Origin of the sequence: Pseudarthrobacter sulfonivorans (assembly GCF_001484605.1) — a bacterium.
Taxonomy (GTDB): Bacteria; Actinomycetota; Actinomycetes; order Actinomycetales; family Micrococcaceae; genus Arthrobacter; species Arthrobacter sulfonivorans_A.
Map to the genome: position 1 here is coordinate 4,245,190 of NZ_CP013747.1, position 24,607 is coordinate 4,269,796.

The 24,607-nt window shown below is 66.5% G+C and carries 20 protein-coding genes; 15 read left to right on the forward strand and 5 right to left on the reverse strand.

From position 1 onward, the window contains the following. Positions 1-164: 164 nt before the first annotated feature. From thiL to rsmD, 4 genes are read left to right on the forward strand one after another with little or no spacing between them, the layout of a single operon-like run. Positions 165-1,115, forward strand: a complete 951-nt coding sequence (thiL, locus tag AU252_RS19265) for a thiamine-phosphate kinase (RefSeq protein ID WP_240484417.1) — start codon at positions 165-167, stop codon at positions 1,113-1,115. 22 nt (positions 1,116-1,137) lie between these two features. Then, positions 1,138-2,148 carry a DAK2 domain-containing protein gene (locus AU252_RS19270; RefSeq protein ID WP_058932098.1) on the forward strand — a complete coding sequence of 337 codons (1,011 nt, stop codon included), beginning with the start codon at positions 1,138-1,140 and terminating at the stop codon, positions 2,146-2,148. Next, entirely contained in the window at positions 2,138-4,420 is a 2,283-nt protein-coding gene (locus tag AU252_RS19275; RefSeq protein ID WP_058932099.1) for an ATP-dependent DNA helicase RecG, read from the forward strand. The genes AU252_RS19270 and AU252_RS19275 overlap by 11 nt, the downstream gene beginning before the upstream one ends. A gap of 9 nt (positions 4,421-4,429) precedes the next feature. After that, positions 4,430-5,053, forward strand: a complete 624-nt coding sequence (gene rsmD / locus AU252_RS19280; protein WP_058932100.1) for a 16S rRNA (guanine(966)-N(2))-methyltransferase RsmD — start codon at positions 4,430-4,432, stop codon at positions 5,051-5,053. A gap of 40 nt (positions 5,054-5,093) precedes the next feature. On the opposite strand, the gene AU252_RS19285 is transcribed toward rsmD, so the two are convergent. Together AU252_RS19285 and AU252_RS19290 are read right to left on the reverse strand one after the other, a co-directional pair. Continuing rightward, the gene (locus AU252_RS19285; protein ID WP_167349847.1) at positions 5,094-5,882 is read right to left on the reverse strand and encodes a spermidine synthase; all 789 of its coding nucleotides are present in this window, start codon (positions 5,880-5,882) and stop codon (positions 5,094-5,096) included. Continuing rightward, positions 5,882-7,111: an aminotransferase class I/II-fold pyridoxal phosphate-dependent enzyme gene (locus tag AU252_RS19290; RefSeq protein WP_240484232.1), complete on the reverse strand. Its 1,230-nt coding sequence runs from the start codon at positions 7,109-7,111 to the stop codon at positions 5,882-5,884. Before AU252_RS19290 ends, AU252_RS19285 begins: the two co-directional genes overlap by 1 nt. A gap of 43 nt (positions 7,112-7,154) precedes the next feature. On the opposite strand from AU252_RS19290, the gene coaD reads away from it, so the two are divergent. From coaD to ftsY, 7 genes are all read left to right on the forward strand, one after another. Then, positions 7,155-7,655 carry a pantetheine-phosphate adenylyltransferase gene (gene coaD / locus AU252_RS19295; RefSeq protein WP_058932102.1) on the forward strand — a complete coding sequence of 167 codons (501 nt, stop codon included), beginning with the start codon at positions 7,155-7,157 and terminating at the stop codon, positions 7,653-7,655. Positions 7,656-7,779: 124 nt separating this feature from the next. Continuing rightward, entirely contained in the window at positions 7,780-8,304 is a 525-nt protein-coding gene (locus AU252_RS23395) for a YceD family protein (protein ID WP_082576166.1), read from the forward strand. A gap of 36 nt (positions 8,305-8,340) precedes the next feature. Beyond that, entirely contained in the window at positions 8,341-8,544 is a 204-nt protein-coding gene (gene rpmF, locus AU252_RS19310) for a 50S ribosomal protein L32 (RefSeq protein WP_009356569.1), read from the forward strand. Between the two features lie 21 nt (positions 8,545-8,565). Then, positions 8,566-9,306, forward strand: coding sequence for a ribonuclease III (gene rnc, locus AU252_RS19315; protein WP_058933065.1), 741 nt, complete (start codon positions 8,566-8,568; stop codon positions 9,304-9,306). An 8-nt stretch (positions 9,307-9,314) separates the two neighbouring features. Then, a complete protein-coding gene (gene mutM, locus AU252_RS19320; RefSeq protein WP_058932104.1) occupies positions 9,315-10,262 on the forward strand; it encodes a bifunctional DNA-formamidopyrimidine glycosylase/DNA-(apurinic or apyrimidinic site) lyase in 948 nt (315 codons plus the stop codon). 141 nt (positions 10,263-10,403) lie between these two features. Next, on the forward strand, positions 10,404-13,994 hold the full coding sequence (smc, locus tag AU252_RS19325) for a chromosome segregation protein SMC (protein WP_058932105.1): 3,591 nt from the start codon (positions 10,404-10,406) through the stop codon (positions 13,992-13,994). A 55-nt stretch (positions 13,995-14,049) separates the two neighbouring features. Then, on the forward strand, positions 14,050-15,258 hold the full coding sequence (gene ftsY, locus AU252_RS19330) for a signal recognition particle-docking protein FtsY (protein ID WP_058932106.1): 1,209 nt from the start codon (positions 14,050-14,052) through the stop codon (positions 15,256-15,258). Between the two features lie 299 nt (positions 15,259-15,557). Here ftsY and AU252_RS19335 read toward each other — a convergent pair whose 3' ends face one another. Next, a complete protein-coding gene (locus tag AU252_RS19335) occupies positions 15,558-16,664 on the reverse strand; it encodes an IS110 family transposase (RefSeq protein ID WP_058932107.1) in 1,107 nt (368 codons plus the stop codon). A 410-nt stretch (positions 16,665-17,074) separates the two neighbouring features. On the opposite strand from AU252_RS19335, the gene AU252_RS19340 reads away from it, so the two are divergent. Beyond that, entirely contained in the window at positions 17,075-18,124 is a 1,050-nt protein-coding gene (locus AU252_RS19340) for an IS110 family transposase (protein ID WP_058929710.1), read from the forward strand. 101 nt (positions 18,125-18,225) lie between these two features. Here the strand turns inward: AU252_RS19340 and AU252_RS19345 are convergent, their stop codons facing one another. Continuing rightward, positions 18,226-19,467: an MFS transporter gene (locus tag AU252_RS19345; RefSeq protein WP_058932108.1), complete on the reverse strand. Its 1,242-nt coding sequence runs from the start codon at positions 19,465-19,467 to the stop codon at positions 18,226-18,228. 227 nt (positions 19,468-19,694) lie between these two features. On the opposite strand from AU252_RS19345, the gene AU252_RS19350 reads away from it, so the two are divergent. Together AU252_RS19350 and AU252_RS19355 are read left to right on the forward strand one after the other, a co-directional pair. Then, positions 19,695-21,044: an ammonium transporter gene (locus AU252_RS19350; protein ID WP_058932109.1), complete on the forward strand. Its 1,350-nt coding sequence runs from the start codon at positions 19,695-19,697 to the stop codon at positions 21,042-21,044. Beyond that, positions 21,041-21,379, forward strand: coding sequence for a P-II family nitrogen regulator (locus AU252_RS19355; RefSeq protein ID WP_056349123.1), 339 nt, complete (start codon positions 21,041-21,043; stop codon positions 21,377-21,379). The genes AU252_RS19350 and AU252_RS19355 overlap by 4 nt, the downstream gene beginning before the upstream one ends. A gap of 143 nt (positions 21,380-21,522) precedes the next feature. Here AU252_RS19355 and AU252_RS19360 read toward each other — a convergent pair whose 3' ends face one another. Beyond that, on the reverse strand, positions 21,523-22,926 hold the full coding sequence (locus AU252_RS19360) for a glucose-6-phosphate dehydrogenase (protein WP_058932110.1): 1,404 nt from the start codon (positions 22,924-22,926) through the stop codon (positions 21,523-21,525). 88 nt (positions 22,927-23,014) lie between these two features. On the opposite strand from AU252_RS19360, the gene ffh reads away from it, so the two are divergent. Then, positions 23,015-24,595, forward strand: a complete 1,581-nt coding sequence (ffh, locus tag AU252_RS19365; protein WP_058932111.1) for a signal recognition particle protein — start codon at positions 23,015-23,017, stop codon at positions 24,593-24,595. Positions 24,596-24,607: the final 12 nt, after the last annotated feature.

Sequence of the window (24,607 nt, forward strand, 5' to 3'; positions counted from 1 at the left end):
CCATCCAAGCCCCTTGCGGGACCCGGACGGCCTTGTCCCTCAGCAATGTCGTTGCCGCGCTGTAGCGTAGGGGCGTGCCTGAAATTCCGTTGACTGAAGAAACGCTGACTGTCGCCGCGCTGTCCGAAGCCGAACTCCTGGCCCGGATCTTTCCGCGGCTGGAAATGGCCGGAACGCACGGTTCGGCAACCCTGCTTGGCCCGGGAGACGATGCCGCCATTATCGCCGCTCCGGATGGCAGGACAGTAATCAGCATCGATACACAGGTGCAGGACCAGGACTTCCGGCTCCAATGGCCCAACGGGTACCGCACCACGGGCTTCGACGTCGGATGGAAGGCGGCGGCCCAGAACCTCAGCGATATCAACGCCATGGGCGGCGTGGCCACGTCGCTGGTGGTGAGCCTGACGTTGCCGCCCGACACCCCTGTCAGCTGGGTGGCGGACCTGGCCGACGGCCTGACTGCGGGAATCCGGGAACTCGGGGCAACAGACTGTTCGGTGGCGGGAGGCGACTTGGGCCGCGGCAGGGAAATCTCCGTGACGGTCGCCGTGCTGGGCTCATTGGCTGGCGGCAACGCGGTCCTGCGGTCGGGGGCCCGTGCCGGCGACGTTGTGGCCCTGGCCGGTACGGTAGGCCGGGCCGCGGCCGGGCTTGCGCTCTTGGAAGCAGAGGCTGCTGTGCAATCCCTGGCGCCCGCGCAATGGGCGCTCGTGGAAGTGCAGTGCAGGCCACGGCCGCCACTGTCCGCGGGGCCGCTGGCCAGGTCAGCCGGAGCCACTGCCATGCTGGATATATCGGACGGCCTGGTGCGCGACGGTGGCCGCCTCGCCGCCGCCAGCGGCGTCGTCCTTGACCTTGACCCCGCGGCGTTAAAGCCTCTCGCGGAAGCCCTGCGTCCGGCGTCGGACCTTCTCAGAGCTGATCCCATGGCCTGGGTGCTGGGCGGGGGAGAGGACCACGGGCTACTGGCCACATTCCCGGCCGGCGTTCAGCTGCCTGCCGGATTCACTGCGATAGGCTCAGTACAAGCCCCGGAAGGCTCCTCGCATCCGGGCGTCACAATTGCGGGCCACGCCGTTGGCACCGGGGGATGGGATCACTTTGCAGACTAAGGTTGCCGCCAACGCGCAAGCGATGAAGCGGTGGTTGGACAAGGCTGAAACCGCCATTGCCAACCACAGCGACCGCCTCAATGCCATCAACATCTTCCCCGTGGCGGACGGTGACACCGGCACCAACCTTTACCTCACGGTTCGGGCGGCCGCCCGTGCCCTGCACAGCGGCCCGGCGGGCCAAGGTGCCGCAGTCCCCGCAGCCGCCGGCCAGGCGGATGTCGGCGCAGTGTTGGCGCGTGCCGGCAGGGCCGCGATGGAGCAGGCCCGCGGCAATTCCGGAACCCTCTTCTCAGTCTTCCTCTGCGCCGCGGCTGAGCCCCTGGCCGGTCATACGCGCCTGACCTCAACCCTTCTGGCCGCCGCCCTGAACCGCGCCCAGATCCGGGCCTGGTCAGCGTTAAGCGATCCCGTACCCGGCACCATGCTTTCAGTCATGGAGGCTGCCGCGCGCGCCGCCGCGGCAGTGGACGCCGGCCACAACGGCGACGACAGCAACCAAGCCCTGGGCAAAGCCCTCGACGCTGCCGTCAACGGCGCACTGAAAGCAGTGGTCAACACCGAGAGCCAGCTGGCGGCCCTTGAAGCCGCGCATGTGGTTGATGCCGGGGGCGTTGGCATGCTGCTCATCCTCGACTGCCTCCGCTCCGCCGTCCTGGGCGAAGAACTGCAGGGCGAACTCCTCGACGGGCTGCACGGCTTCGACGTCCAGGACCCCCACATCCACACTGATATGCCGGACGACGACGGCGTTGAGGTTATGTGCACAATCAGCCTTTCGCCGCTCAGCGCGGCCACGCTGCGCCAGCGGCTCGACGAGGTCGGCGAGTCCGTCATCATGAGCCAGGTGGACAGTTTGGCCGATGCCGAGGGCAGTTACCGGTGGCGGGTCCACGTGCACGTCCCCGACGCCGCACCCGCGGTGGCCCTGATCCGTTCCCTCGGCGAGCCCAGCGACATTTCGGTCAGCGAACTCGCCCTGGCCCGCGAACCCGAACCAGCTCCGGTGAACTCCAGTGGGCATGAGCGCTGAACTGGGCCTGGGCCTGGAACGCCTGATCGGGAAGCGGTCAGCGTCGGCTATTGAGAAGCACCTGGGAATCACCACGGTCGGCGGGCTGCTGAACTATTTCCCGCGCCGCTACCTGAACCGCGGTGAACTGACGCCCATCAGCGAGTTGCCGCTGGATGAAGAGGTCACGCTTTTTGCGCGGGTGCTCTCCAGCAGCACGCGCAAGATGCATACGCGGCGTGGTTCCATCACGGACGTTGTGATCACCGACGACGCCGCCTCCCACGGCCGTCCGCGCCTTTCCGCGGTCGGCCCCGGCAGTGGGCACGGAACTCTCAAGATCACCTTTTTTAGCGGACACCGGGCACAGGCGCAGCTCCTGCCGGGCCGGCGGGTGATGTTCTCCGGCAAGGTGACGCGCTACGGAGCGTCCCTGGGCTTGACCAACCCGGACTTCCACCTCCTCGACGAGGACCCGGACATGCCGGCCATGGACCCCGAAAAGCTCGCCGCGATGCCCATCCCGGTCTATCCGGCCACCGCAAAGCTCACCAGCTGGTCGATTCAGAAAGTCATCGCCACGCTCCTGGAAACCGTGGATCTGGATGCCCTGCCGGATCCGCTGCCGGAGGCGGTGGCCCGTAGGGAGAAATTCCTTCCCGTGGCCGAGGCCTACCGGCTCATCCATAGGCCGGAATCGCAGGCCGACTGGATGAAGGCCCAGGAGCGATTGCGCTACCAGGAGGCCCTGGTCCTGCAGGCGGCCTTGGCGCGGCGCCGTGCCCAGCTTGCGGCCGAGGAAGCCACGGCACGGCGCCCGGCCTTCGACGGGTTGCTGGCGGCGTTCGACAGGCAGTTGCCCTTCACGCTCACCGGCGGCCAGGCCGCCGTCGGAAAAACGCTGGCCACGGAGCTGGCGCAGGACAGCCCCATGAACCGGCTGCTGCAGGGTGAGGTCGGCTCGGGCAAAACCATCGTCGCGCTGCGGGCCATGCTGCAGGTAGTGGATGCCGGCGGGCAGGCGGCCCTCCTGGCGCCCACCGAGGTCCTCGCCGCCCAGCACTTCGAATCCATCCGGCGGACCCTGGGCTCCCTGTCCCGCGACCCGATGCTGTCCGCGGACGGGCTGCTGGGCAGCCTGGCCGAAGGGGCGGTGCAGGTCACCCTCCTCACCGGCTCCATGCCCACCGGCGCCCGGAAACGGGCCATGCTGGACGCCGCATCCGGCGCCGCCGGGATTGTGATCGGCACGCACGCGCTGCTCAGCGACAACGTCGCGTTCTACGACCTTGGCCTGATCGTGGTGGACGAACAGCACCGGTTCGGTGTGGAGCAGCGGGACGTCCTCAGGTCAAAGGCGAACAAACCGCCGCACCTGCTGGTCATGACGGCCACGCCCATTCCACGCACCGTGGCCATGACGGTCTTCGGCGACCTCGAAACGTCCGTCCTGGACGAGCTCCCGGCCGGCCGGGCGCCGATTTCCACGCATGTGGTGGGCCTCGCCGAGAACCCCGGCTGGGCAGACCGCATCTGGTCCCGTTCCCGCGAGGAGATCGACGCCGGGCACCAGGTGTACGTGGTGTGCCCCAGGATCGGAACGGACGACGACGGCGACTTCAGCCCGGGGGAAGCGGAACCTTCCGCGGCTGACCTGGCGAGCGACAGCGGTGGGCGGGAGCTCGCGTCGGTGACCGCCGTCGTCGAACATCTCCAGCAGGAGGCGGCCCTGACAGGTGTGCCCCTTGGGCCGATGCACGGCCGTTTGGACACCGCAGTGAAGTCCGCCGCGATGGCCGACTTCACCGCCAACCGGACCAAGCTCCTGGTCTCCACCACCGTTATCGAAGTCGGCGTCGACGTCCATAACGCCACCTTGATGGTGATCCTCGACGCCGACCGCTTCGGCATTTCCCAGCTGCACCAGCTGCGCGGCCGGGTGGGCCGTGGCGGGCTTCCCGGAACGTGCCTGCTGGTCACCAACCTCGAACGCGGGCACCCGAGCCGGCGCCGGCTCGATGCCGTGGCGGCAACCACCGACGGCTTCGAGCTGTCGCGGGAGGATTTGAAGCTGCGCCGCGAGGGCGACATCCTGGGCGCGTCGCAGTCCGGCGGCCGCTCCACCCTGAAACTGCTGCGCGTGCTGGAACACGAGGACATCATTGCGCAGGCGCGCCAGGACGCCCAGGAAATTGTGGGCTCGGATCCGACCCTGGCGCGGCATCCGCGGTTGGCGGAGGCCATTGACGAGTACTTGAACCCCGAGAAGGAGGCGTTCCTTGAGCGCGGATAGGAGGCGGCCATGAGCCGCATCATCGCGGGCGCCGCAGGCGGGACCCCCCTCGTCAGCGTCCCCGGCTCCCTGACTAGGCCCACTACCGACCGCGTGAAGGAAGCACTGTTCTCCCGGCTCGACGCATTCGGGATCATTGCCGGTGCACGGGTCCTGGACCTGTACGCAGGGTCCGGATCGTTGGGCGTGGAGAGCGGCAGCCGGGGCGCTGAGGCCGTCGACCTCGTGGAATTCGATGCCAAGGCCAGTTCCGTGTGCCAACGCAACGCGGACCTGATCAACGGCGTGCTGGGCCGCAAGGCAGTGACCGTCCACCGGTCCAAGGTGGAGTCCTTCCTGGAGCGCACGGCGGAGACGGCCAGCTGGGACCTGGTGTTCCTGGACCCGCCCTATCCGCTGGATGACCCTGCCCTGTCGGCGGTGCTGGGCAAACTCGCCGATCATCTGGTTCCGGCGGCCGTGGTAGTGGTGGAGCGGTCCTCGCGTTCACCGGAGCCGTTCTGGCCCGCCGGCCTGGAACGGTTTGCCGAGAAGAAGTACGGCGAAACGCGGCTCTGGTTCGCGGAGCCATTTGTGCCGGACGCCATCACGCCGGACGTTGTTTTTGAGGAGCAGTCGCCGAAGCAGGTTTAGGGCCCGGCCCGGTACGCCTGGGACGCGGGGAGTCCGCGGCTCAGCCGGCCAGCTTATCCAGGTCCACGCCGGCGAGAACCACCGCGGGGTGGGGGCCGCGTGCCGTCAATTCGGCTGTCCAGGCTTCGGGCCAGGGCGCCTGCGTTCCGGCGAGGATGATGTTGCCAGGGTAGCGGCCCGCGAACATCCCGGTTTCGGCGAAGGCCGCCACGTCGGTCATGGCGCGACGCATGGCGGCGGCCTGGCTTCGTACCAGGGTCAGGCCGGGTTCATCGCCCACGTTGACGATCAGCAAGCCTTCCGGTGCAAGGCGTGCACGGGCCTCCTGGTAGAACTCCTCGCAGGCGATGTGGGCCGGGGCTTCCGGACCCGAAAAGATGTCCAGGATCACGACGTCGAACTGAAGTGCCGGGTCCAGGTCCGCCAGGGCGTCGCGCGCATCGCCGATGACGGTGTGCAGGTCGGTACCGTCAGGCAGGGGGAGTTGCTGCAGGACAAAGTCGAGGAGCTCGCGTTCCAGCTCCACCGCATACTGGACGGATCCGGGCCTCGTCGCCTGGATGTAGCGCGCAAGGGTCAGGGCTCCGGCCCCAAGATGGAGCGCGGTGATTGGCCGGCCTTCGGGAGCGGCGAGGTCCACAATGTGGCCGATCCGTCGCAGGTACTCGTAGAAGATCTCCTCAGGATGCGCCAGGTTAACATGGGACTGCTCGGCCCCGCCGATGCTCAGCACGTAGCCGCCGTCGGTGAAAGCATCGGGCTCGATGGACGCGTGCTGTCCCGTGGTCCGCAGGAACCGCGTGGAACGCGTGCCGCCGGGCTCCGCCATCAGAGCTTTCCGCTGAGGGTCGCCAGCCTGGCGGCGGCCTCCTCGAGAAGGTCCACTTTCTTGCAGAACGCAAATCTGAGCAGGCTCCGTGTCCGTTCCGCGCCCTCCGGGTGGCAGAAGACGGGGACGGGGATCGCGGCCACTCCCACCAGTCCGGGCAGCCTGCGGGCCAGGTCCACGGAGTCGCCAATGCCAAGGGGTGCGGTGTCCACGTTGACGAAATAGGTTCCCTGCGGCGTGTAAACGTCGAATCCTGCGGCGCGAAGGCCTTCGCTGAGGATGTCCCGTTTTTTCTGGAGAGTGGCCGCAACGCCCTGGTAAAACTCATCCGGCAGTGCGAGGCCGGTCGCAATGGCCGCCTGGAACGGTGTACCGGAGCTGTAAGTCAGGAACTGCTTGACCGTCCGGACAGCCGCCACCAGATGGTCCGGGCCGGTCAGCCAACCGATCTTCCAGCCAGTGAAGGAGAAGGTCTTTCCGGCGGACGAGATGGTGATGGTCCGCTCCGCTGCACCCGGCAGGGTGGCGACAGGAATGTGCCTGGCGCCGAAGGTGAGGTGCTCGTACACCTCGTCGGTGATGATGAGGCAGTCATGCTTTGCGGCAAGCTCAACGACGCGCTGCAGAACATGGCGGGGGAAGACGGCGCCGGTGGGATTGTGCGGGTTGTTCAACAGCACCACCCTCGTGCGGTCGGTGAAGGCCGCCTCCATGGCCGTCATGTCCGGGTAAAAGTCGGGAGCCAGCAGCGGGGCGGTGACGTGAGTGGCGCCTGACAGGCCGATGACGGCGCCGTACGAGTCATAAAACGGTTCGAACGTCAGCACCTCATCGCCAGGGCCGACGAACGCCAGCAACGTTGCGGCGATCCCCTCTGTGGCGCCGGTAGTGATGATGACCTCTGTGTGCGGGTCCGGGGCCAGCCCGTAGAACCGCTCCTGGTGGGCAGCCACGGCCTCACGCAGTTCCAGGATGCCCTTGCCGGGCGCGTACTGGTTGGCCCCGGCTTCGATGGCGGCCATCGCGGCCGCCTTGATTTCCCGCGGTCCGTCCTCGTCAGGAAAGCCCTGCCCGAGGTTGATGGCGCCGGTCTGCGCCGCCAGCGTGGTCATCTCTTCGAAGATGGTGACGCCCAGTTGGCCGGCAGGTCCCAGCAGATTGGCGCCTGAGGCGGTGCGCTGCCACGGGGCAGGCACGCTGGGCATGGAAAGGTCCCGTGGTGGATGCATCCAGTCATGGTATCCCGGCCGTCCCATGCGGTAGGTTCGGTGCATGAGACGCGCTGTCTGCCCCGGATCCTTTGACCCCATTCACAACGGCCATCTCGAGGTCATCGCCCGTGCCGCCGGCCTCTTCGATGAGGTGATCGTGGCGGTTTCGACCAACTATGCGAAGAAGTACATGTTCAGCCTGGGGGACCGTCTGGATATGGCGCGCGAAACCCTGGCATCCCTCAAAGGCATTGTGGTGGAACCGGTGGGCGACGGTCTCCTGGCCGAGTACTGCCGCCAGCGGGGTGTCTCCGCGATCGTCAAAGGTCTCCGCTCATCCTCAGACTTCGACTACGAACTTCCGATGGCCACGATGAACCGCCAGCTCAGCGGCGTGGAAACGGTGTTCCTGCCGGCGGAGGCGCACTACCTGCATTTGTCATCCACCCTGATCAAAGAGGTGGCCGGTCTGGGTGGCAGCGTGTCCGACTATGTGCCCCGGTCGGTACATAAAAGGTTGCTCGCGGGCGGGTCTGCGCCCGATCAGCCGCCAAGAGGGTAGGCTGGTCCGGTACTTCGACGGCCGTCCGTCGCCTGGTTTGAGTCCCTGCGGTTCTTCAGGCTAAGATGGTACGTCGGTCATATGTTCAACAGGAGTTCTCATTAAACGAGATGCTAGTTCGCCCTTGGCGTTCGACGTCAAGGATCTCGGGCGCAGCCCGGGCAGCATGCGGACACTGAAGGAACATGTACCCGCACCAAGTGATCTTGGTGTGGCACTCATTGGCGTTCAGGAAGGCTCGGACATCGAGCTGGATCTGAGGCTTGAGGCCGTACACGAAGGAATCCTGGTATCAGGAACCGCGGTCGCCGAAGTAAAAGGCGAATGCGGCAGATGCCTGGATCCCCTTGCGTATGACCTTGAGGTCAATGTGCAAGAACTTTTCTTCTACGAGGGCGTTGTGCTTTCGGACGAAGAAGACGAAGAAGAGCAATATCGAGTCGAGCGCGATGTTATCGATCTTGAGCCGGTGTTGCGGGACGCAGTTGTAACCATGCTGCCGTTCCAGCCGGTGTGCCGGGAAGACTGCCAGGGCCTTTGCTCCGAATGTGGAGTCCGCCTGGAAGACGAGCCGGGGCATCACCACGAGATCGTAGATCCTCGCTGGGCTGCCCTAGCCGACTTGGCTAAGCCTGACCGGCAAAACTGATTTGTACGTGTTTGTCTAGAGAGAAATGAGTTAGCCGTGGCTGTCCCGAAGCGGAAAATGTCTCGCTCGAATACCCGCGCCCGCCGCTCCCAGTGGAAGGCAACTGCCCCCCACCTGGTGAAGACTGTCGAAAACGGCCAGGTTACCTACAGCCTGCCGCACCAGGCAAAGGTCGTTACCGACTCGGCTGGCACCGCGCTGTTCCTTGAGTACAAGGGCCGCAAGGTAGCAGACGTCTAATCGGCCGCTTTGGCTGACATGATGTCTTCAACTGAAGAGCTTCTGAAGCGTCTCGGTGTCTCCATTGACGCCGGGACGCTTCGTCTTGCTCTCACACACCGTTCCTACGCCTACGAAAACGGCGGCATCCCCACCAACGAGCGGCTCGAATTCCTGGGCGACTCCATCCTGGGCTTCTCCGTGACCGATGCCCTGTACCGGGACAACCCCACACTGCCCGAAGGCGACCTCGCCAAACGCCGCTCTGCGGTTGTCAGCACGCGCGCCCTCGCCGGCATCGGCCGCAGCCTGGGCATCGGGGACTATATCTACCTGGGGCAGGGCGAAAAGCTCACCGAGGGCAAGAACAAGGCCTCCATCCTGGCGGACACCATGGAGGCACTCATTGGTGCCACTTACGTGTCCAACGACATTGAGACTGCCCGCCAGCTGGTCATGCGCCTGATTGGTCCGCTCCTTAAGGATGCGGGCGCACTCGGCGCCGGCACGGACTGGAAGACCAGCATCCAGGAACTGGCAGCCAGCCGGCAGATGGGTACTATCTACTACGCCGTGGAGGGGGACGGGCCGGACCACGCCCGTACTTTCACGGCTGTCCTGAATATCGGCGGCAGGCCATACGGCAATGGGTCGGGCCATTCGAAGAAGGAAGCGGAGCAGGAAGCTGCCGCGGACGCCTGGCGGCAGCTCTCCCCAAGCGCGGGAGCCGCCGTGGCCTCAGCGGCGGAGGGCGCATCACCAGAGTCCTCCCGCAGCGTCTAGGCTGAGCCGTGCCCGAACTGCCTGAAGTCGAAGTAGTCCGCCGCGGACTGGTGAGTTGGGTCCGCGGCCGGACCATCACATCGGTGGACGTGCTGGACCCGCGTTCGCTCCGCCGCCATGCCCTGGGCGCCGAGGATTTCAGAGGCAACCTCCAGGGTGCCACGGTTGTGGACGTGGTGCGCCGCGGAAAATTCCTCTGGATGCCGCTGAGTGAGACACCCGGCGCCACTGGCACGCCGACCGTCGCACTGATGGCCCACCTCGGGATGAGCGGCCAGCTCCTGATGCAGGACGCGGACGTGCCCGACGAGAAACACCTCAAGGTCAGGCTGCGCCTGAGTCCCGTGGCCAGTATGCCTGAACAGCTCCGGTTTGTGGATCAGCGGATTTTCGGCGGGCTGTTCGTCACCGGCATGGTTCCCACGGACGACGGCGGCCCGGGGGGCCAGGCGGAATCTCCCGTTGCGTTCATCGCCGAGGAAGCCTCCCACATCGCCCGGGATCCCCTGGATCCGGCGTTTTCCTTTGACCTTTTTTACAGCCGGCTGCGGAAGCGCAAGACGGGCCTCAAACGCGCCCTGTTGGACCAGGGTCTCGTATCAGGCATCGGCAACATCTATGCCGACGAGTCCCTGTGGCGGGCAAAACTGCATTACGCCCGGCCCACCGATACGCTGCGACGCGGCGACGCCGAACGGCTCATCACCAGCGCGCGCGAAGTCATGCTGGACGCACTTGCCGCCGGCGGTACTAGCTTTGATTCGTTGTACGTCAACGTCAACGGGGCCTCTGGTTACTTCGACCGCGCCCTGAACGCCTACGGGCGGGAAGGGAGACCCTGCAGCCGTTGTGCCGCCGTCGGGATTAACTCCGTACTCCGCCGCGAGCTGTTCATGAACCGCTCGTCCTACACCTGCCCGGTCTGTCAGCCGCGCCCGCGCAACGGCCGCTGGTAGGCCGCCGTCGCCCTGCCGGCCGTGATCGGGCGCTGCCCGGTGCAGGGACAGACACCCGGAAATCCGTGGAAACCCGCAGGGACGCAGTAGATTTGGGGCAGCAAAGCAGCCGCTTCAGCCATTCAGGAGACCAGAAACACCTTGCACCTCAAAAGCCTTACCGTCCGTGGGTTCAAGTCGTTTGCGTCGGCCACGACCTTCGATTTTGAGCCCGGAGTCACGGCAGTGGTGGGGCCGAACGGTTCCGGCAAGTCCAACGTGGTGGACGCCCTCTCCTGGGTGATGGGGGAGCAGGGAGCCAAAACGCTCCGCGGCGGCAAAATGGAGGACGTCATTTTTGCCGGGACTTCCGGGCGGCCGCCGCTGGGCCGGGCCCATGTGTCCCTGACCATCGACAACGCTGACGGGGCGCTGCCCATCGAATACAGCGAGGTCACCATCTCGCGGACCCTCTTTCGCACCGGGGGCTCTGAATACGCCATTAACGGCGCCAGCTGCCGTCTGCTCGACATCCAGGAACTGCTCTCGGATTCCGGTATGGGCCGGGAAATGCATGTCATCGTGGGCCAGGGGCAGCTGGACAAGGTCTTGCACGCCACTCCGGAGGACCGCCGCGGCTTCATCGAGGAAGCGGCCGGGATCCTCAAGCACCGCCGCCGTAAGGAAAAAACGGTCCGCAAGCTTGAGGCCATGCAGGCGAACCTGCAACGGCTGAGCGACCTGACGGGGGAGATCAGGCGCCAGCTCACACCACTCGGCAAGCAGGCTGATGTGGCGCGCCGCGCCCAGCGGGTCCAGTTCGATGTCCGGGACGCACGCGCACGGCTGTTGGCCGACGACCTCGTCCAGCAGCAGAGTTCACTCGAGCAGGACGTGGCTGACGAAACGGCGCTGAAGGCCCGCCGTGCCGTAGTGGAGCAGCAGCTGGAGGAGGGGCGCCGCCAGCAGGCAGCTGTGGAACAGCTCGCCGCCGAGGCCACGCCAAAGCTCAACGCCGCGCGGGATACCTGGTACCGGCTCTCCGCTTCCAGGGAACGGCTCCGTTCGCTGGGCTCACTGGCCCAGGAACGCGGCCGGCTGCTGGGCGCCGTTGATGCTGAACCGTACTCGGGCAGGGATCCTGAGCAGCTGGAACGGCAGGCCGTCCGGGTCCGGGACGAGCTGACGGAGCTGGAGCGCCACATCCTGGACCGGCGCAGCGCGCTGGACTCAGCGACGGCTGCGAAGACCGGGGCCGAACTCGAGGCGTCTGCCGAGGAAAAAAGGCTCACTGCCGTCCTGCGGGCCGCAGCGGACCGGCGCGAGGGCCTGGCGAAACTTGCCGGACAAGTTGGTGCGGCAAGATCGCGGGTTGAATCAGCGCAGGCCGAACTGGGCAGGCTGCGGGAATCACTCGCCGCCGGACAGGAACGCCGCCGCCGCGCCCAGTCGGAGTTCACCGCCCTGGAAACCCAGGTGGCGGGGGTCGAAGAGGGGGAGGAAAGCCTCGATGCCGAATACGAGGACGCCAGCGCAGAGCTCGACGCCGTCGTCCAGGACATTGCCGATCTGACCTCCGCAGGGGGAGAAGCTGTCCGCCAACGTGACGCCCTCGCGGCCCGACGGGACGCACTGCAGCTCGGCCTTAACCGAAAAGACGGCGCGGCGCACGCCCTCAACTCCGGGCTGGATGGCGTTGTGGGCACGCTCGCCTCGGGCCTCACCATTCAGCCGGGTTATGAGACGGCGATTGCCACGGCGCTGGGCGACGCCTCCGAAGCGATAGTGGTCCGGGATCCAGCCGTGGCCGCCGTCGTGGTGCAACTTCTGAAGGACGACGATGCGGGGCGTGCTTCCCTGCTGCTGGCGTCTGCTGTGCCCATGCGGGACGCAAACTCCGGCACGGGCGGACCCTTGCCGGCTGGCGCACGCTGGGCTGTGGACCTGGCATCCGGCGGAGGCGTGACCGCACCCGCCGTGGCCGCGCTCCTGACCGGGGTGGCAGTTGTTGAAGACCTGGATGCTGCGGGGATGCTGGTTGCCGAACGCCCGGACCTGACAGCCGTGACCCGGGCCGGGGACGTGTTTACCGCCCTCACGGTGACTGGAGGCTCGGCGAAGGCGCCGTCCTTGCTTGAGGTGCAGGCCGCCGTGGACGACGCTGAGGCCCGGCTGGCCGTTGTCACCGCGGATCTGGAACGGAACAGGTTCGCCCTGGCCGGCGCCGAGGTCCGGCGCGCCGAGGCCCGGACGAGGGCAGAGGCTGCCCTGGACCGCCTGCACGATTCTGACGCCCGGCTCGCGGCCGTGGCCGAAAAGCTCGGCCACCTGAACTCCATCCTGCGCAGCGCCGTCGGCGAAAGCGACAGGCTGGCCACTTCGCTGGCCAGGGCCGAGGCCAATGTTGCTACCGAGGAACAGGCGCTCGCCGCCGTTGCGGCGCGGCTGGCTGCGGCGCAGGAGGCGCCGGCCGAAGAGGAACCCTCCACCGAACAGCGCGATGCGCTCGCATTGGCTGCATCTCTGGCCAGATCTGCGGAGATGGACGCGAGGCTCTCGCTGCGCAGCACCGAAGAGCAGCTGACCGCCACCCGCAACCGGGCTCTCTCGCTGGAGCGGGCAGCGGCCACCGAACGACGGGCGCGTGAAGAGGCAGCCGAACGGGCGCGCCGCCGTCGGATCCAGGCCAGACGGGCGGCCGCCGTCTCCGCTGCGGTGGAGCTGGCAATCCGGTTCATCGATGTTTCTGTTGAGCTGGCCCGGCATGAACGTGACCTCGCCGAAGAGAACCGGGAAGAGCGGGACCGTGCGCTGCTGGCGACCCGGACAACCAATGATGCGCTTGCCCGCGAACTGGCAGAGCTGACCGACTCGGTTCACCGGGACGAACTGGCCCGCGCCCAGCAGCGGGCACGGATTGAAGCCCTGGAAACACGTTCCATCGAGGAACTCGGGATCACCCCCGACGTGCTGGTGGCGGACTTCGGCCCGGACGTTCCCGTGCCCGTCCCCGCGGAGGAAAGCGGGGACAAATGGGCGGCACTGCGGACACCCGTGGACGACGACGGCACACCGGTCCCCGAAGGCAAGCCCTTTGTCCGCGAGGAGCAGGAGAAGCGCCTCCGGAAAGCCGAGAGGGACCTGTCAGCCCTGGGCAAGGTCAACCCGCTGGCGCTGGAGGAGTTTGCGGCCCTGGAGGAACGCCACCAGTTCCTCAGCACCCAGTTGGAGGACCTGAAATCCAGCCGTAAGGACCTGCTGGACATCATCAAGGAAGTGGATGACCGCGTCCAGCGGGTCTTTACCGAGGCCTTTGAGGACACCCGGGACCAGTTCGTCCACGTGTTTGAGCGCCTCTTTCCTGGCGGCGAAGGCCGGCTGGTCCTGACAGACCCTTCGGACATGCTCACCACCGGAATCGAAGTCGAAGCGCGACCTGCCGGCAAGAAAATCAAGCGGCTCTCGTTGTTGTCAGGAGGCGAACGGTCGCTCACCGCCGTCGCCCTCCTGGTGGCCATCTTCAAGGCCCGCCCCTCGCCGTTCTATGTGATGGACGAGGTTGAAGCGGCCCTTGATGACACCAACCTCGGCCGGCTCATCACGATCTTCGAAGAGCTCCGGGAGTCGAGCCAGCTGATCGTGATCACCCACCAGAAACGGACCATGGAAGTGGCTGATGCGCTGTACGGCGTCACCATGCGCGGGGACGGTGTGTCCACCGTCATCAGCCAGCGGCTGGGCGCCGACGTCTAGCGTCCGCGCAGGTGGCAGCCCCGAACGCCTGCCGCGTTTGTGAGAAGCTAGGGGAGTGAATGACATCCTCCCCATTATTCTGTCCATTGTTGCTGCCCTGGCGGTTATTGGCGGGCTGATCCCGGTCCTGTTGAAGACGCGGAAGAACATCACCCAGTACCCCGGGACGCGCGACGCCAATGATCCCGCCACCCCGCAAGGCGGGGGAACACTGCTCGAGGACGCGCCGGTGGTTCCGGCCGAGCGCAACGCTCCCGCCGGCGTCGACCTCGAAGACGTCGAAGTCACCGATGTACCTGATGACGTGGCGGGCCTGGAAACCATCCAGGTTGAGACGCCCCTTCCCGTTGCCGGCCGCCTGACCCGCCTCCGTGAGCGCCTGGTCCGGTCGAACAACATCCTCGGCAAGAGCCTGCTCGCGTTGCTGTCCAGCGACAAGATCGATGAACACGTTTGGGACGAAGTGGAGGAGACCCTCCTGCTGGCCGACCTCGGCACTGAACCCACCATGCAGCTGGTCGACGCCCTGCGGGAGCGCGTGAAAGTGCTCGGCACCAGGACCCCTGAGCAGGTCAAGGCGCTGCTCCGCGAGGAACTGATCAAGCTCGTGGATCCCACGATGGACCGCGCCCTGCGCACCGACCGGCACGCGGACAAGCCGGCCGTCGTGCTGGTGGTAGGCGTCAATGGCGTGGGCAAGACCACCACCGTAGGCAAGCTCGCCCGCGTGCTCGTTGCCGAGGACAAGGACGTCCTGCTGGGCGCGGCGGACACGTTCCGCGCGGCAGCCGCGGAGCAGTTGGCCACGTGGGGCCAGCGTGTGGGTGTTCCCACCGTGAAGTCCGACGTCGACGGCGCGGACCCGGCGTCCGTCGCCTATGAGGCGGTCAAGGCGGGCATTGAGCAGGAAGTCGACGTTGTCATGATTGACACGGCGGGCCGCCTGCAGAACAAGACCGGCCTCATGGACGAACTCGGCAAGGTCAAGCGCGTCATCGAGAAGCTGGCCGAGGTGGATGAGGTTCTGCTGGTGCTGGACGCCACCACCGGCCAGAACGGCCTGAACCAGGCCCGCGTTTTCTCCGAGGTAGTGAACATCACCGGCATCGTCCTGACCAAGCTGGACGGGACCGCCAAGGGTGGCATCGTGGTGGCCATCCAGAAGTCACTCGGCGTGCCGGTCAAGCTGATCGGTCTTGGCGAAGGCGCCGATGACCTGGCTCCGTTCGAAGTTGAGAGCTTTGTCGACGCCCTGCTGAACTGATATGTAGGTGTTCCTTGTCAAGAGGGCAAGGGTGAGCGGTCCAAGGCTGGTTTGTCTTGGACCGCTCTTTTGTGTCCGTTCCCTGCTTGGTCCGGTTGGCTGGCGCGTCGTGATCGACGGGGGGCGCTGTCAGACTGATATGCGCGGGTTGGTTACCGCAGGACGAGGTGTTCGGCTGGAGGGGTGCCGCTGGTCTAGGAATGTCGGGCGTCACCGGCGTTTGCCGGTTGTCCATAGTTCAGTCGCGGGTCTCCTCCACGCTGCCGAGCGGTCCGGGTCGGGCCGGGAACGGCGCACGTCTATTCATTCGTCCATGGCTGTTCCTGTTGTACCGGGGCGGCGAGGGACCAGCACCAGCCGGCCAGTTCGCGGGCGACGGCGACGTTGGCGATGACCCGGCGTTTGTGCCGGGCTTCGAACTGCTCCCACTTGTGGTGGAGTCGGTGGTTGCCTTGGTGGCCGCGGACCCGGGACGCTTCGTCGGCTGCGTCCCAGCGGGAGCGCATGTCACGGCTGGCATTGGTGTAGGGGCGGCGGTGGTGCCAGGCGGCCTCGACCAGCAGACGGCGGGCGTGGGTGTTCCCGGTCTTGGTGATGGCCCCCTGGGACCGGGAGGCGCCCGAGGAGTGCTCCGAGGGGACCAGGCCCAGGTATGCACCGATGGTGCTGCCCGTGAAGCGGGTCCAGTCGCCGATTTCCACCGCCAGGCCGAACGCGGTCAGCACCGAGATTCCGCGCAGACACATCAGGGAGTGGACCACCGGGGCATACCGGTCAGTTGCCGCCAGAGAGGTTATCTTCGCGTCCAGCCGGTTTCTGCGGTCCAGCGTCAACTCCGCTGTCTCGAGCCCGGCTTCGTAGGCGGCCTGCAGTGCAGGGTCGTCAAAGTGTTGCCGGTGCAGCCAGGTGTGGTGGGCGTCGGTCCAGGCATGGCCGCCGGAGTAGACCAGGCCGTGGCGCAGCAGGAGCTTTGAGACGCGGTGCCTGGCCCGCATGAGATCCGCGCGGACGTCCTCGCGGGCACGGACCAGATCACGGGCAGCCTCATCCGCGCGGCCCGGAACCCGTACCGGAGATATCTGCCCGAGCAGGGCCAACCGAGCCAGATGCTCGGCATCGCGGGCATCAGTCTTAACCCGGTCTCCGGAGGGCCTTTGCAGCTTGGACGGTGCGGCGACCAAGCACTCGATACCGGCGGCAGCCAGGAGCCTGGCCAACCCGAATCCCGTCGGGCCTGCCTCATAGACAACCAGGACCGGGCCTGGCAATCCTGACACCCACTCGGCTACCCCGGCATCGCTGGCCGCCAGGCTCTGGCGCAGGATCTCGCCTGTCTCGCGGTCGATCGCGCAGCCCTTCACACTGCGGGCATGGACATCCAAACCGACGTAAGTACGCTGATTCATGGCTGGAACCTCCAGACGTTCAAATGTGGCTCTACCAGTCCACACCCCGCACCTTCGTGCGGAAAGACGGACCGGCAACCCACGAAACTCTTTGAACCCGAGGTTCCAGTCCTATCTCAGGGCCAGCCCACCACAGTCATATCTCTAATAGGTAGTGACCAGCCCGAGGTTGGTTGGCAGACTGCTTTCCGGGACCGCCGGGCGTGACTCCCTTCATATCTGACCCGCCATGCGGTGTCTTATAGACGACCTGTCCGCCCGGAGGGCCCGGGAGCAGCCGGCCCACTCCGATGGCTTGATAGAAGGCTGTCCGCTTCGCCACGGTGGTGCTGCGTGACTCGTTAGAGATTTGCCTCAGGGTGATCCTCCTGGCTGGTTCCGACCGGACCTCTTCGGACAGGAGCAAACAAATGACCATAGTCGCAGAGCAGTACGCACACGTCGTCGGCGTGGACACACATGCCAGGACCCACACATTCTCAATGCTCGCCGCCTCCACGGGCGCGGTGATCGGGACCAGCACGTTTCCCACCACCGGGGCAGGCATGAGCCGGGCAGTGGAATGGATACGGCGCCGCACCCCCACCGGGAACGTCCTGGTCGCGGTTGAGGGGACGAGCTCCTACGGGGCAAGGCTGACGCGTCTGCTCGAGGTGGAGCGCTTCGCTGTCTGCGAGGCCAGGCCGCCCCGGCGGCAATCCCGCCGCGCCCATGGCAAATCCGACGCGATCGACGCCGTCGCCGCGGCCCGAACCGTCCTGGGATCGGCCACGACCGAACTCGTCAGCCCCAGGGCCGAGGGTCTCAGGGAAGCACTTCGAATCCTTCTGGCCGCCCGGCGCTCGATGGACACCCAGCGGACCGGTGCGCGCAACGCTCTGACCGCCCTGCTGCGAACCCTCGATCTGGGAATCGACGCACGCTCCCCGCTGACCGCTGCCCAGGTCAGGACGGTCCAGGGCTGGCGGGCAAGACAGGGCGACGGAGCTGCCGCCGCCGTCGCACGGGCAGAGGCACGTCGCCTCGCCTCCGCCGTCATCACCCTCGGCGCGGAGCTGGAGGACAACCAGCGGGCCCTTGCCGAACGTGTCCAGCTCATGGCCCCGGGAATCCTGGACATCTCAGGGGTAGGCCCGGTGACCGCGGCGATCATCCTCGCCGCCTACTCGCACCACGGCCGGGTCCGCTCGGAAGCGGCCTTCGCAGCCCTCGCCGGCGCCAGCCCCGTCCCGGCGTCCTCGGGCAACACGAACAGGCACCGGCTCAACCGCTACGGTGACCGGCAACTAAACCGCGCACTGGACGTCGTCGCCAGGACCCGAAGCCTCACAGACCCCGCCACCCGCGCCTACATCGGGCGGCGCACCGCGGAAGGAAAGAGCCCACGGGAAATCCGCCGCTGCCTCAAACGCTTCATCGCAAGACAGATCTTCCGCCAACTCCAGACACTCATGGCTTGACTCGCCACCATAGAAGGGTCGTCTAGGGACCGGGTCTACACCGGGTCGACACCAACGAGGGGTGAGTTCCCGCCGCTAAGCGCAGGCTTTAGCAGCGGACCTCACCCCTCGATGCGTTTCAGCGGCTCGCGCGTCACGGACCAGCAGGCCGCCGCCAGCACCAGCACACCGCCGGTGACGCCGAATGCCCAGCCGTAGCCGAGCCGGTCCGCCAGGACGCCCACCAGCACCGGTCCGGCAATGGCCCCGACGTCCGAGGTCATCTGGTAGGCCGCCAGGACCCGCCCGCCGGACCGCTCATTGCCAATGACATCCGCGACGGCGGCCTGCTGGGCAGGTCCCAGCAGGCCGGACCCCACCCCGGCCACAACCGACGCGGCGAGGAACCAGCCCAGGTGGGACGTGAAGCCGATGGCGGCCGTGGCGAGCCCGGCGACCAGGAGCCCCACGACCATCAACGGCCGCCTGCCCAGGCTGTCCGCCAGCCGGCCGGAGAACGTCAGTGCGGCGGCATTGCCCGCGGCGAAAACGGCCAGCGCAAGGCCGGCGGCCTCGGGACCGGCACCCAGCGCAGCAACGGCAAACAGCGGGACGGTGGCCATCCGCACACCAAATGTGGCCCAGCCGTTGGCGAAGCTGGACAGCAACGCCGAGCGGTACACACCAATTCCCCAGGCCTCGGCGAAGCGCATGTCCGGGGCGCGGCCCACTGTGGACCGGTCCGCGGACGGCGCGTGGCTGAGTTGGGTCTGCACCACCGCGGCAGCAAGGATCAGCGCGGCGGCGTAGCAAAGGAACGGCACCCGCAAGCCGAATCCGGCGAGCAGCCCGCCTACCACCGGGCCCAGGACGCTGCCGATCAGGAACGCGGACGCGTAAGCGCCGGATACCCTGCCCCGGCTTTCCGGCGGCGCCAGCCGCACCACAAGGGCCATGGAGGCCACCGTGAACATCACCGAGCCCACGCCGCCGAGCCCCCGGAAGACCAGCAGCTGCCAATAGTCCTGGGCAAAAGCGCACGCCGCCGTTGATACCGCCACAATCAGCAGCCCCGCCACATATACGGGCCGCTCACCCCATCGGCCGATCAGGGCCCCGCCCGCCGGCGCGAACACCAGCCGCATGAAGGCGAAGATGCTCACGATCACGGCGGCGGCCGTTGCCCCGACGTCGAAAGTGGTGGCGAACTGGGGCAAGACCGGTGCCACCAGACCAAAACCGAGTGCAATCAGGAACGCCGCAGCGAGCATCACCTTGATGTCGCGCGGAAGCGTGGGCCTCTGCGGGCGGATAACGGACAAGATCCGTGTTGTGGCGCGGCTCACGCGTGATGTTGCCGTCATGGGGCGGGGATCCTTGCAAGGTAGGCAGCCGGTGGCCGGCGGCAGTGGTGAAACATAACCGTAACAAGCCAGATATGCACCATTTACTTCCGGGAGGTTGTTGTAACAATCCGGCAATGTAAATCCTCCGCGGGCGAAACACGGCGGGGACAGACTCGATGCAGGACGCAAAAGGCGTTAGTAAGGCGGAGCACTCCGCAGCATCGATCATAGGGAGGACGTGCACCATGGAACTTACCGCAGGTCACGTATGGCTCATGGTGGCAGCAGCACTCGTGCTGTTCATGACACCAGGTCTGGCATTTTTCTACGGCGGCATGACGCGCGCCAAAGCTGCATTGAACATGATGATGATGAGCTTCATCTCCATCGGCATGGTCGGCGTGGTCTGGGTCCTCTGGGGCGCTTCGATGAGCTCCGGCGAGGGCTTCCTGCAGATTGTCGGGAACCCGTTCGCCACGTTCGGCCTTGAAGGCATCACCACCCCGGACGGGCTCATCAAGGTCGGCTACGCCGCCACCTTTGCCATCATCACCGTCGCCCTCATCAGCGGCGCGATCGCTGACCGTGCCAAGTTCGGCGCCTGGTCCGTCTTCGTCCCCGTCTGGGTCACCCTCGTTTACTGCCCCCTGGCCTACATGGTCTGGGGCGGGGGCCTCTTCGGCCCGGAAGGCGCCATTGGCCAGGCCCTCGGCCCGGCCATCGACTTCGCCGGCGGCACCGTGGTCCACATCAACGCCGGTGTGGCAGCCCTCGTACTGGTCCTGATCATCGGCAACCGCCGCGGCTTCGGCAAGGACCCGAACCACCGCCCGCACAACATCCCGTTCGTAATGCTCGGTGCAGCCATCCTGTGGTTCGGCTGGTTCGGCTTCAACGGCGGCGCCGCCACCACTGCTGAGCAGGGCGGCCTGATCTGGGTCAACACCCTCGCAGCCCCGGCCGCGGCAATGCTCGGCTGGCTTGTCACCGAACGCATCCGCGATGGCCACCCCACCTCACTTGGTGCTGCCTCCGGTGTGGTTGCCGGCCTGGTCGCCATCACCCCGGCCTGTGCCAACGTCAGCCCGGTGGGCGCTCTGGGCCTCGGCGTCATCGCCGGTGTCGCCTCGGCCCTGGCCGTCGGTCTCAAGTTCCGCTGGGGCTTCGATGACTCCCTGGATGTTGTGGGCGTGCACCTGGTCTCCGGCGTCATCGGAACGGTTGCCCTGGGCTTCATCGCACTCCCCACCGACGGTGTGGGCGGCGGCCTCTTCTACGGCGGCGGTCCGGCCCAGCTTTGGGCCCAGCTCGCAGCAGCAGGCATCGCCATCGCGTACTCGGCAATCCTCACGGCGATCATCGCCTACGCCATCCACAAGACCATGGGCTTCCGCGTCTCGCAGGAGCAGGAAGTTGTTGGTGTTGACCTCAGCCTGCACGCCGAGACGGCGTACGAGTTCGGAGTGGGCGGCCACGGCGGGAGCTTTCAGCCGCTCCACGAACTGATCACGGGCAAGGGAACGGCCACTGACGGCGGAGCAGCCGGCGCCAAGAAGACCGAACCGGCAGCGGGCAAGGAAAGCGTGGAAGCATGAAACTGATCACAGCTATCGTCCGCCCGGAGAAGCTCGAAGCCATCCGGGAAGGCCTGGAGTCCTACGGCGTCCAGGGGCTGACGGTCAGCGCGGCCAGCGGCTACGGCCGCCAGCGAGGCTACACAGAGGTTTACCGCGGAGCTGAATACAACGTGGACCTCCTGCCCAAGATCCGGGTTGAAGTCCTCGCCACGGACGAACAGGCAGATGACATCCTGGACGTCATCATCGCCAGCTCCAACACGGGCCGCGCGGGCGATGGCAAGGTCTGGACCGTGGACGTCTTCGAAGCAGTCAGGGTCCGCACGGGAGAACGCGGCGTTGCCGCCATCTAGCAGTTCCGGAAGCTGATTGATCGGCAAAGCAGACTGTTCCAAACGAAAGAGCGGGCAGGGAACCTCGAAAGGCTCCCTGCCCGCTCTGTTTGTTTGGGGCCTACAGAGCCGCCGCTCAGCCAGCCAGCCTTAGCCGGCCAGCCTTAGCCAGCCGCCGCGGAACTTGGCCATCCGGCGGGTCCGGCCGATCCGGCGTCGTACTTTTCCAGCGGCACCGTGCCCCGCTGCCAGGCCTTCAGCACCGGTTCAAGAATCCGCCAGCAGTCCTCCGCGGTGTCGCCGCGCACCGAGAGCAGCGGGTCGCCGCTCAGGACGCCCTCCAGCACTTCGCCATAGGGCAGCAATGCAGAAGCGCTGAGCTCCGCATTCAGCGTTGTGCGGCTCAGGCTGAAGATGCTGCCGGGGCCGTTCACGTCGACGTCGAACGCCAGGGTATCCGGCCCGAACCCGATCCGCAGCTGGTTGGGGGAGTCCACGCCGGTGAATCCTGCCGGCAGATGCGGGACAGGGCGGAACGTGACCACGGCTTCCTTGCGTTTCACCCCGAGGGCCTTGCCCGACCGCAGGATGAACGGGACCCCCTTCCAGCGCCAGTTGTCGATGTCCACCCGGACTTCCGCCAGGGTCTCTGTCCCGCGGGCTGCGTCCACCCCTTCTTCCTGCGCGTAGTCCGGGACATTCCGGCCGGCAATCGAACCCGCCGTATACGTGGCCCGGCGGGTGGAGTTCGCGTACGGCGCGCTGATGCTGCTGGCGCGGAGCACGGCGGCGATGGCGTCCCGGAGGTCCCGCTCCCCGATGGTGGCCGGCGGCTCAATGGCCATCAGGGCCATGATCTGCAGCAGGTGGCTCTGGATCATGTCGCGCAGGGCGCCGGCGTGGTCGTAATACCGCGCCCTTCCCTCCAGTGCCAGGTCCTCGTCGAAGATGATTTCGACCTTCTGCACATGCTCGCGGTTCCAGACGGGTTCCAGGAAATTGTTCGCAAAGCGCAGGCCCAGGATGTTGAGCACCGTCGCCTTGCCCAGGAAGTGGTCCACCCGGTGAATGTGGTCCTCCGGCACCAGCGCGGCGAGTGTGTGATTGAGGGAACGGGCCGAGGCAACACTTGCGCCGAACGGCTTCTCCATCACCAGCCGTGTTCCGGCCGGAACCTGGTCACGGTGCAGGGACTCGCAGGCCAGCTGGCTGACATGGGGAGGCAGCGCAAAATAGATCGCGGTGGGGCCTTCCAGGCCTGCCAACAATGCCGCCAGGGCTCCGTCCGCCGTAACATCCAGCTGGTGGTAGGGACTGGCCTTCGCCAAGGCCGTGAGTGCCTTCTTGCCAGCCGCGTCGGCGGCCTCCGCGGCGGGGGCGAAGGCTTCGTGGACCCTGGCCCGCCACTGGTCCGGCGTCCAGGCATCGGAGCCGGCGCCCACCAGGGTCAGGCCATCGGCGCGGCCGCTCGCCACCAGCCGGGCCAGTCCCGGGAGCAGGAGGCGTCCCGTCAGATCGCCTGAGGCACCCAGAATGAGCAGGGTTTTTACACTTGTTTGGCTGGTCACCCTGCCAGCATGCCATCCGGCAAGCCCGACTTGGTACCCTAGATAGTCGAGTCCCCCCTGTAAATCCACTGAAAGAAGTGCGCGGCGCGTGTTCAATTCACTCTCTGACCGGTTGACAGCAACCTTCAAGAATCTCCGTGGCAAGGGCCGCCTCACTGAGGCCGACGTCGATGCCACAGTCCGGGAGATCCGCCGCGCCCTCCTGGATGCCGATGTCGCCGTGCCCGTGGTGCGTGAGTTTACGGCCCGCGTCCGCGAGCGTGCCCTCGGGGCAGAGGTATCGGGGGCGCTGAACCCCAGCCAGCAGATCGTCAAGATCGTCAATGAGGAACTCGTTGAGATCCTCGGTGGCGAGACCCGCCGGATCCGCCTTGCCAAGACCGGTCCCACCATCATCATGCTGGCCGGCCTCCAGGGTGCCGGTAAGACCACCCTGGCGGGCAAGCTCGCCAAATGGCTCAAGGCCCAAGGCCACAGCCCCCTGCTGGTGGCATGTGATCTCCAGCGGCCCAATGCCGTCACCCAGCTCCAGGTTGTCGGCCAGCGTGCTGGCGTGCCCGTTTTCGCGCCGCACCCCGGAGCCACTTCGGAACTGGAGCACCCCGCCGGTGACCCGGTCGCCGTCGCCCGCGCCGGCGTTGAGGAAGCGCGCCAGAAGCTGCACGACGTCGTGATTGTTGACACCGCCGGGCGCCTCGGTGTTGACGCCGAGATGATGGAGCAGGCGAGCGAGATCCGCCGCGCCATCGTCCCCAATGAAGTGCTGTTCGTGATCGACGCCATGATCGGGCAGGACGCCGTGAACACGGCTGTGGCGTTTGACGAGGGTGTGAACTTCACCGGAATCGTGCTGTCAAAGCTCGACGGCGACGCCCGCGGCGGTGCCGCACTCTCGGTTGCGTCGGTCACCGGTAAGCCGGTTATGTTCGCCTCCACCGGCGAAGGCGTGGATGACTTTGAGCTGTTCCATCCGGACCGCATGGCCTCCCGCATCCTGGACATGGGTGACGTCCTCACCCTGATTGAGCAGGCCGAAAAGAACTGGGACAAGGACGAAGCCGCCCGGATGGCGAAGAAATTCGCCGACCAGGAAGACTTCACCCTGGACGACTTCCTCTCCCAGATGCAGCAGATCCGCAACATGGGCTCCATGAAGAAGATGCTCATGATGATGCCCGGTGCGCAGAACATCCGCGAGCAGCTGGAGAACTTTGACGAGCGCGAGATCGACCGTGTCGAAGCGATCGTGCGTTCCATGACGCCGCACGAACGCGTCGCCCCGAAGATCATCAACGGCTCCCGCCGGGCACGCATTGCCCGGGGTTCCGGCGTGCATGTCTCCGAGGTCAACGGCCTGCTGGAGCGCTTCGGCCAGGCCCAGAAGATGATGAAGAAGATGGCCCAGGGCGGCGGCATGCCCGGAATGCCCGGGATGCCTGGCATGGGCGGCCCCGGCGGTGCGCGGAAGGGCGGCAAGAACGCCCCGAAGAAGAAGGCCCGCTCAGGCAACCCTGCCAAGGCTGCCCAGGAGCTGAAGGACGCCGAGGCCCGGCGGGCCGGCGCGGCGAAGGCGCTCCCCACGGGGGCAGCGTTCGGCCAGCCGGGCGGCGACTTCGACCCGTCGCAGCTGAACCTGCCCAAGGGATTCGACAAGTTCCTCGGCAAGTAACCACCCCTCCCG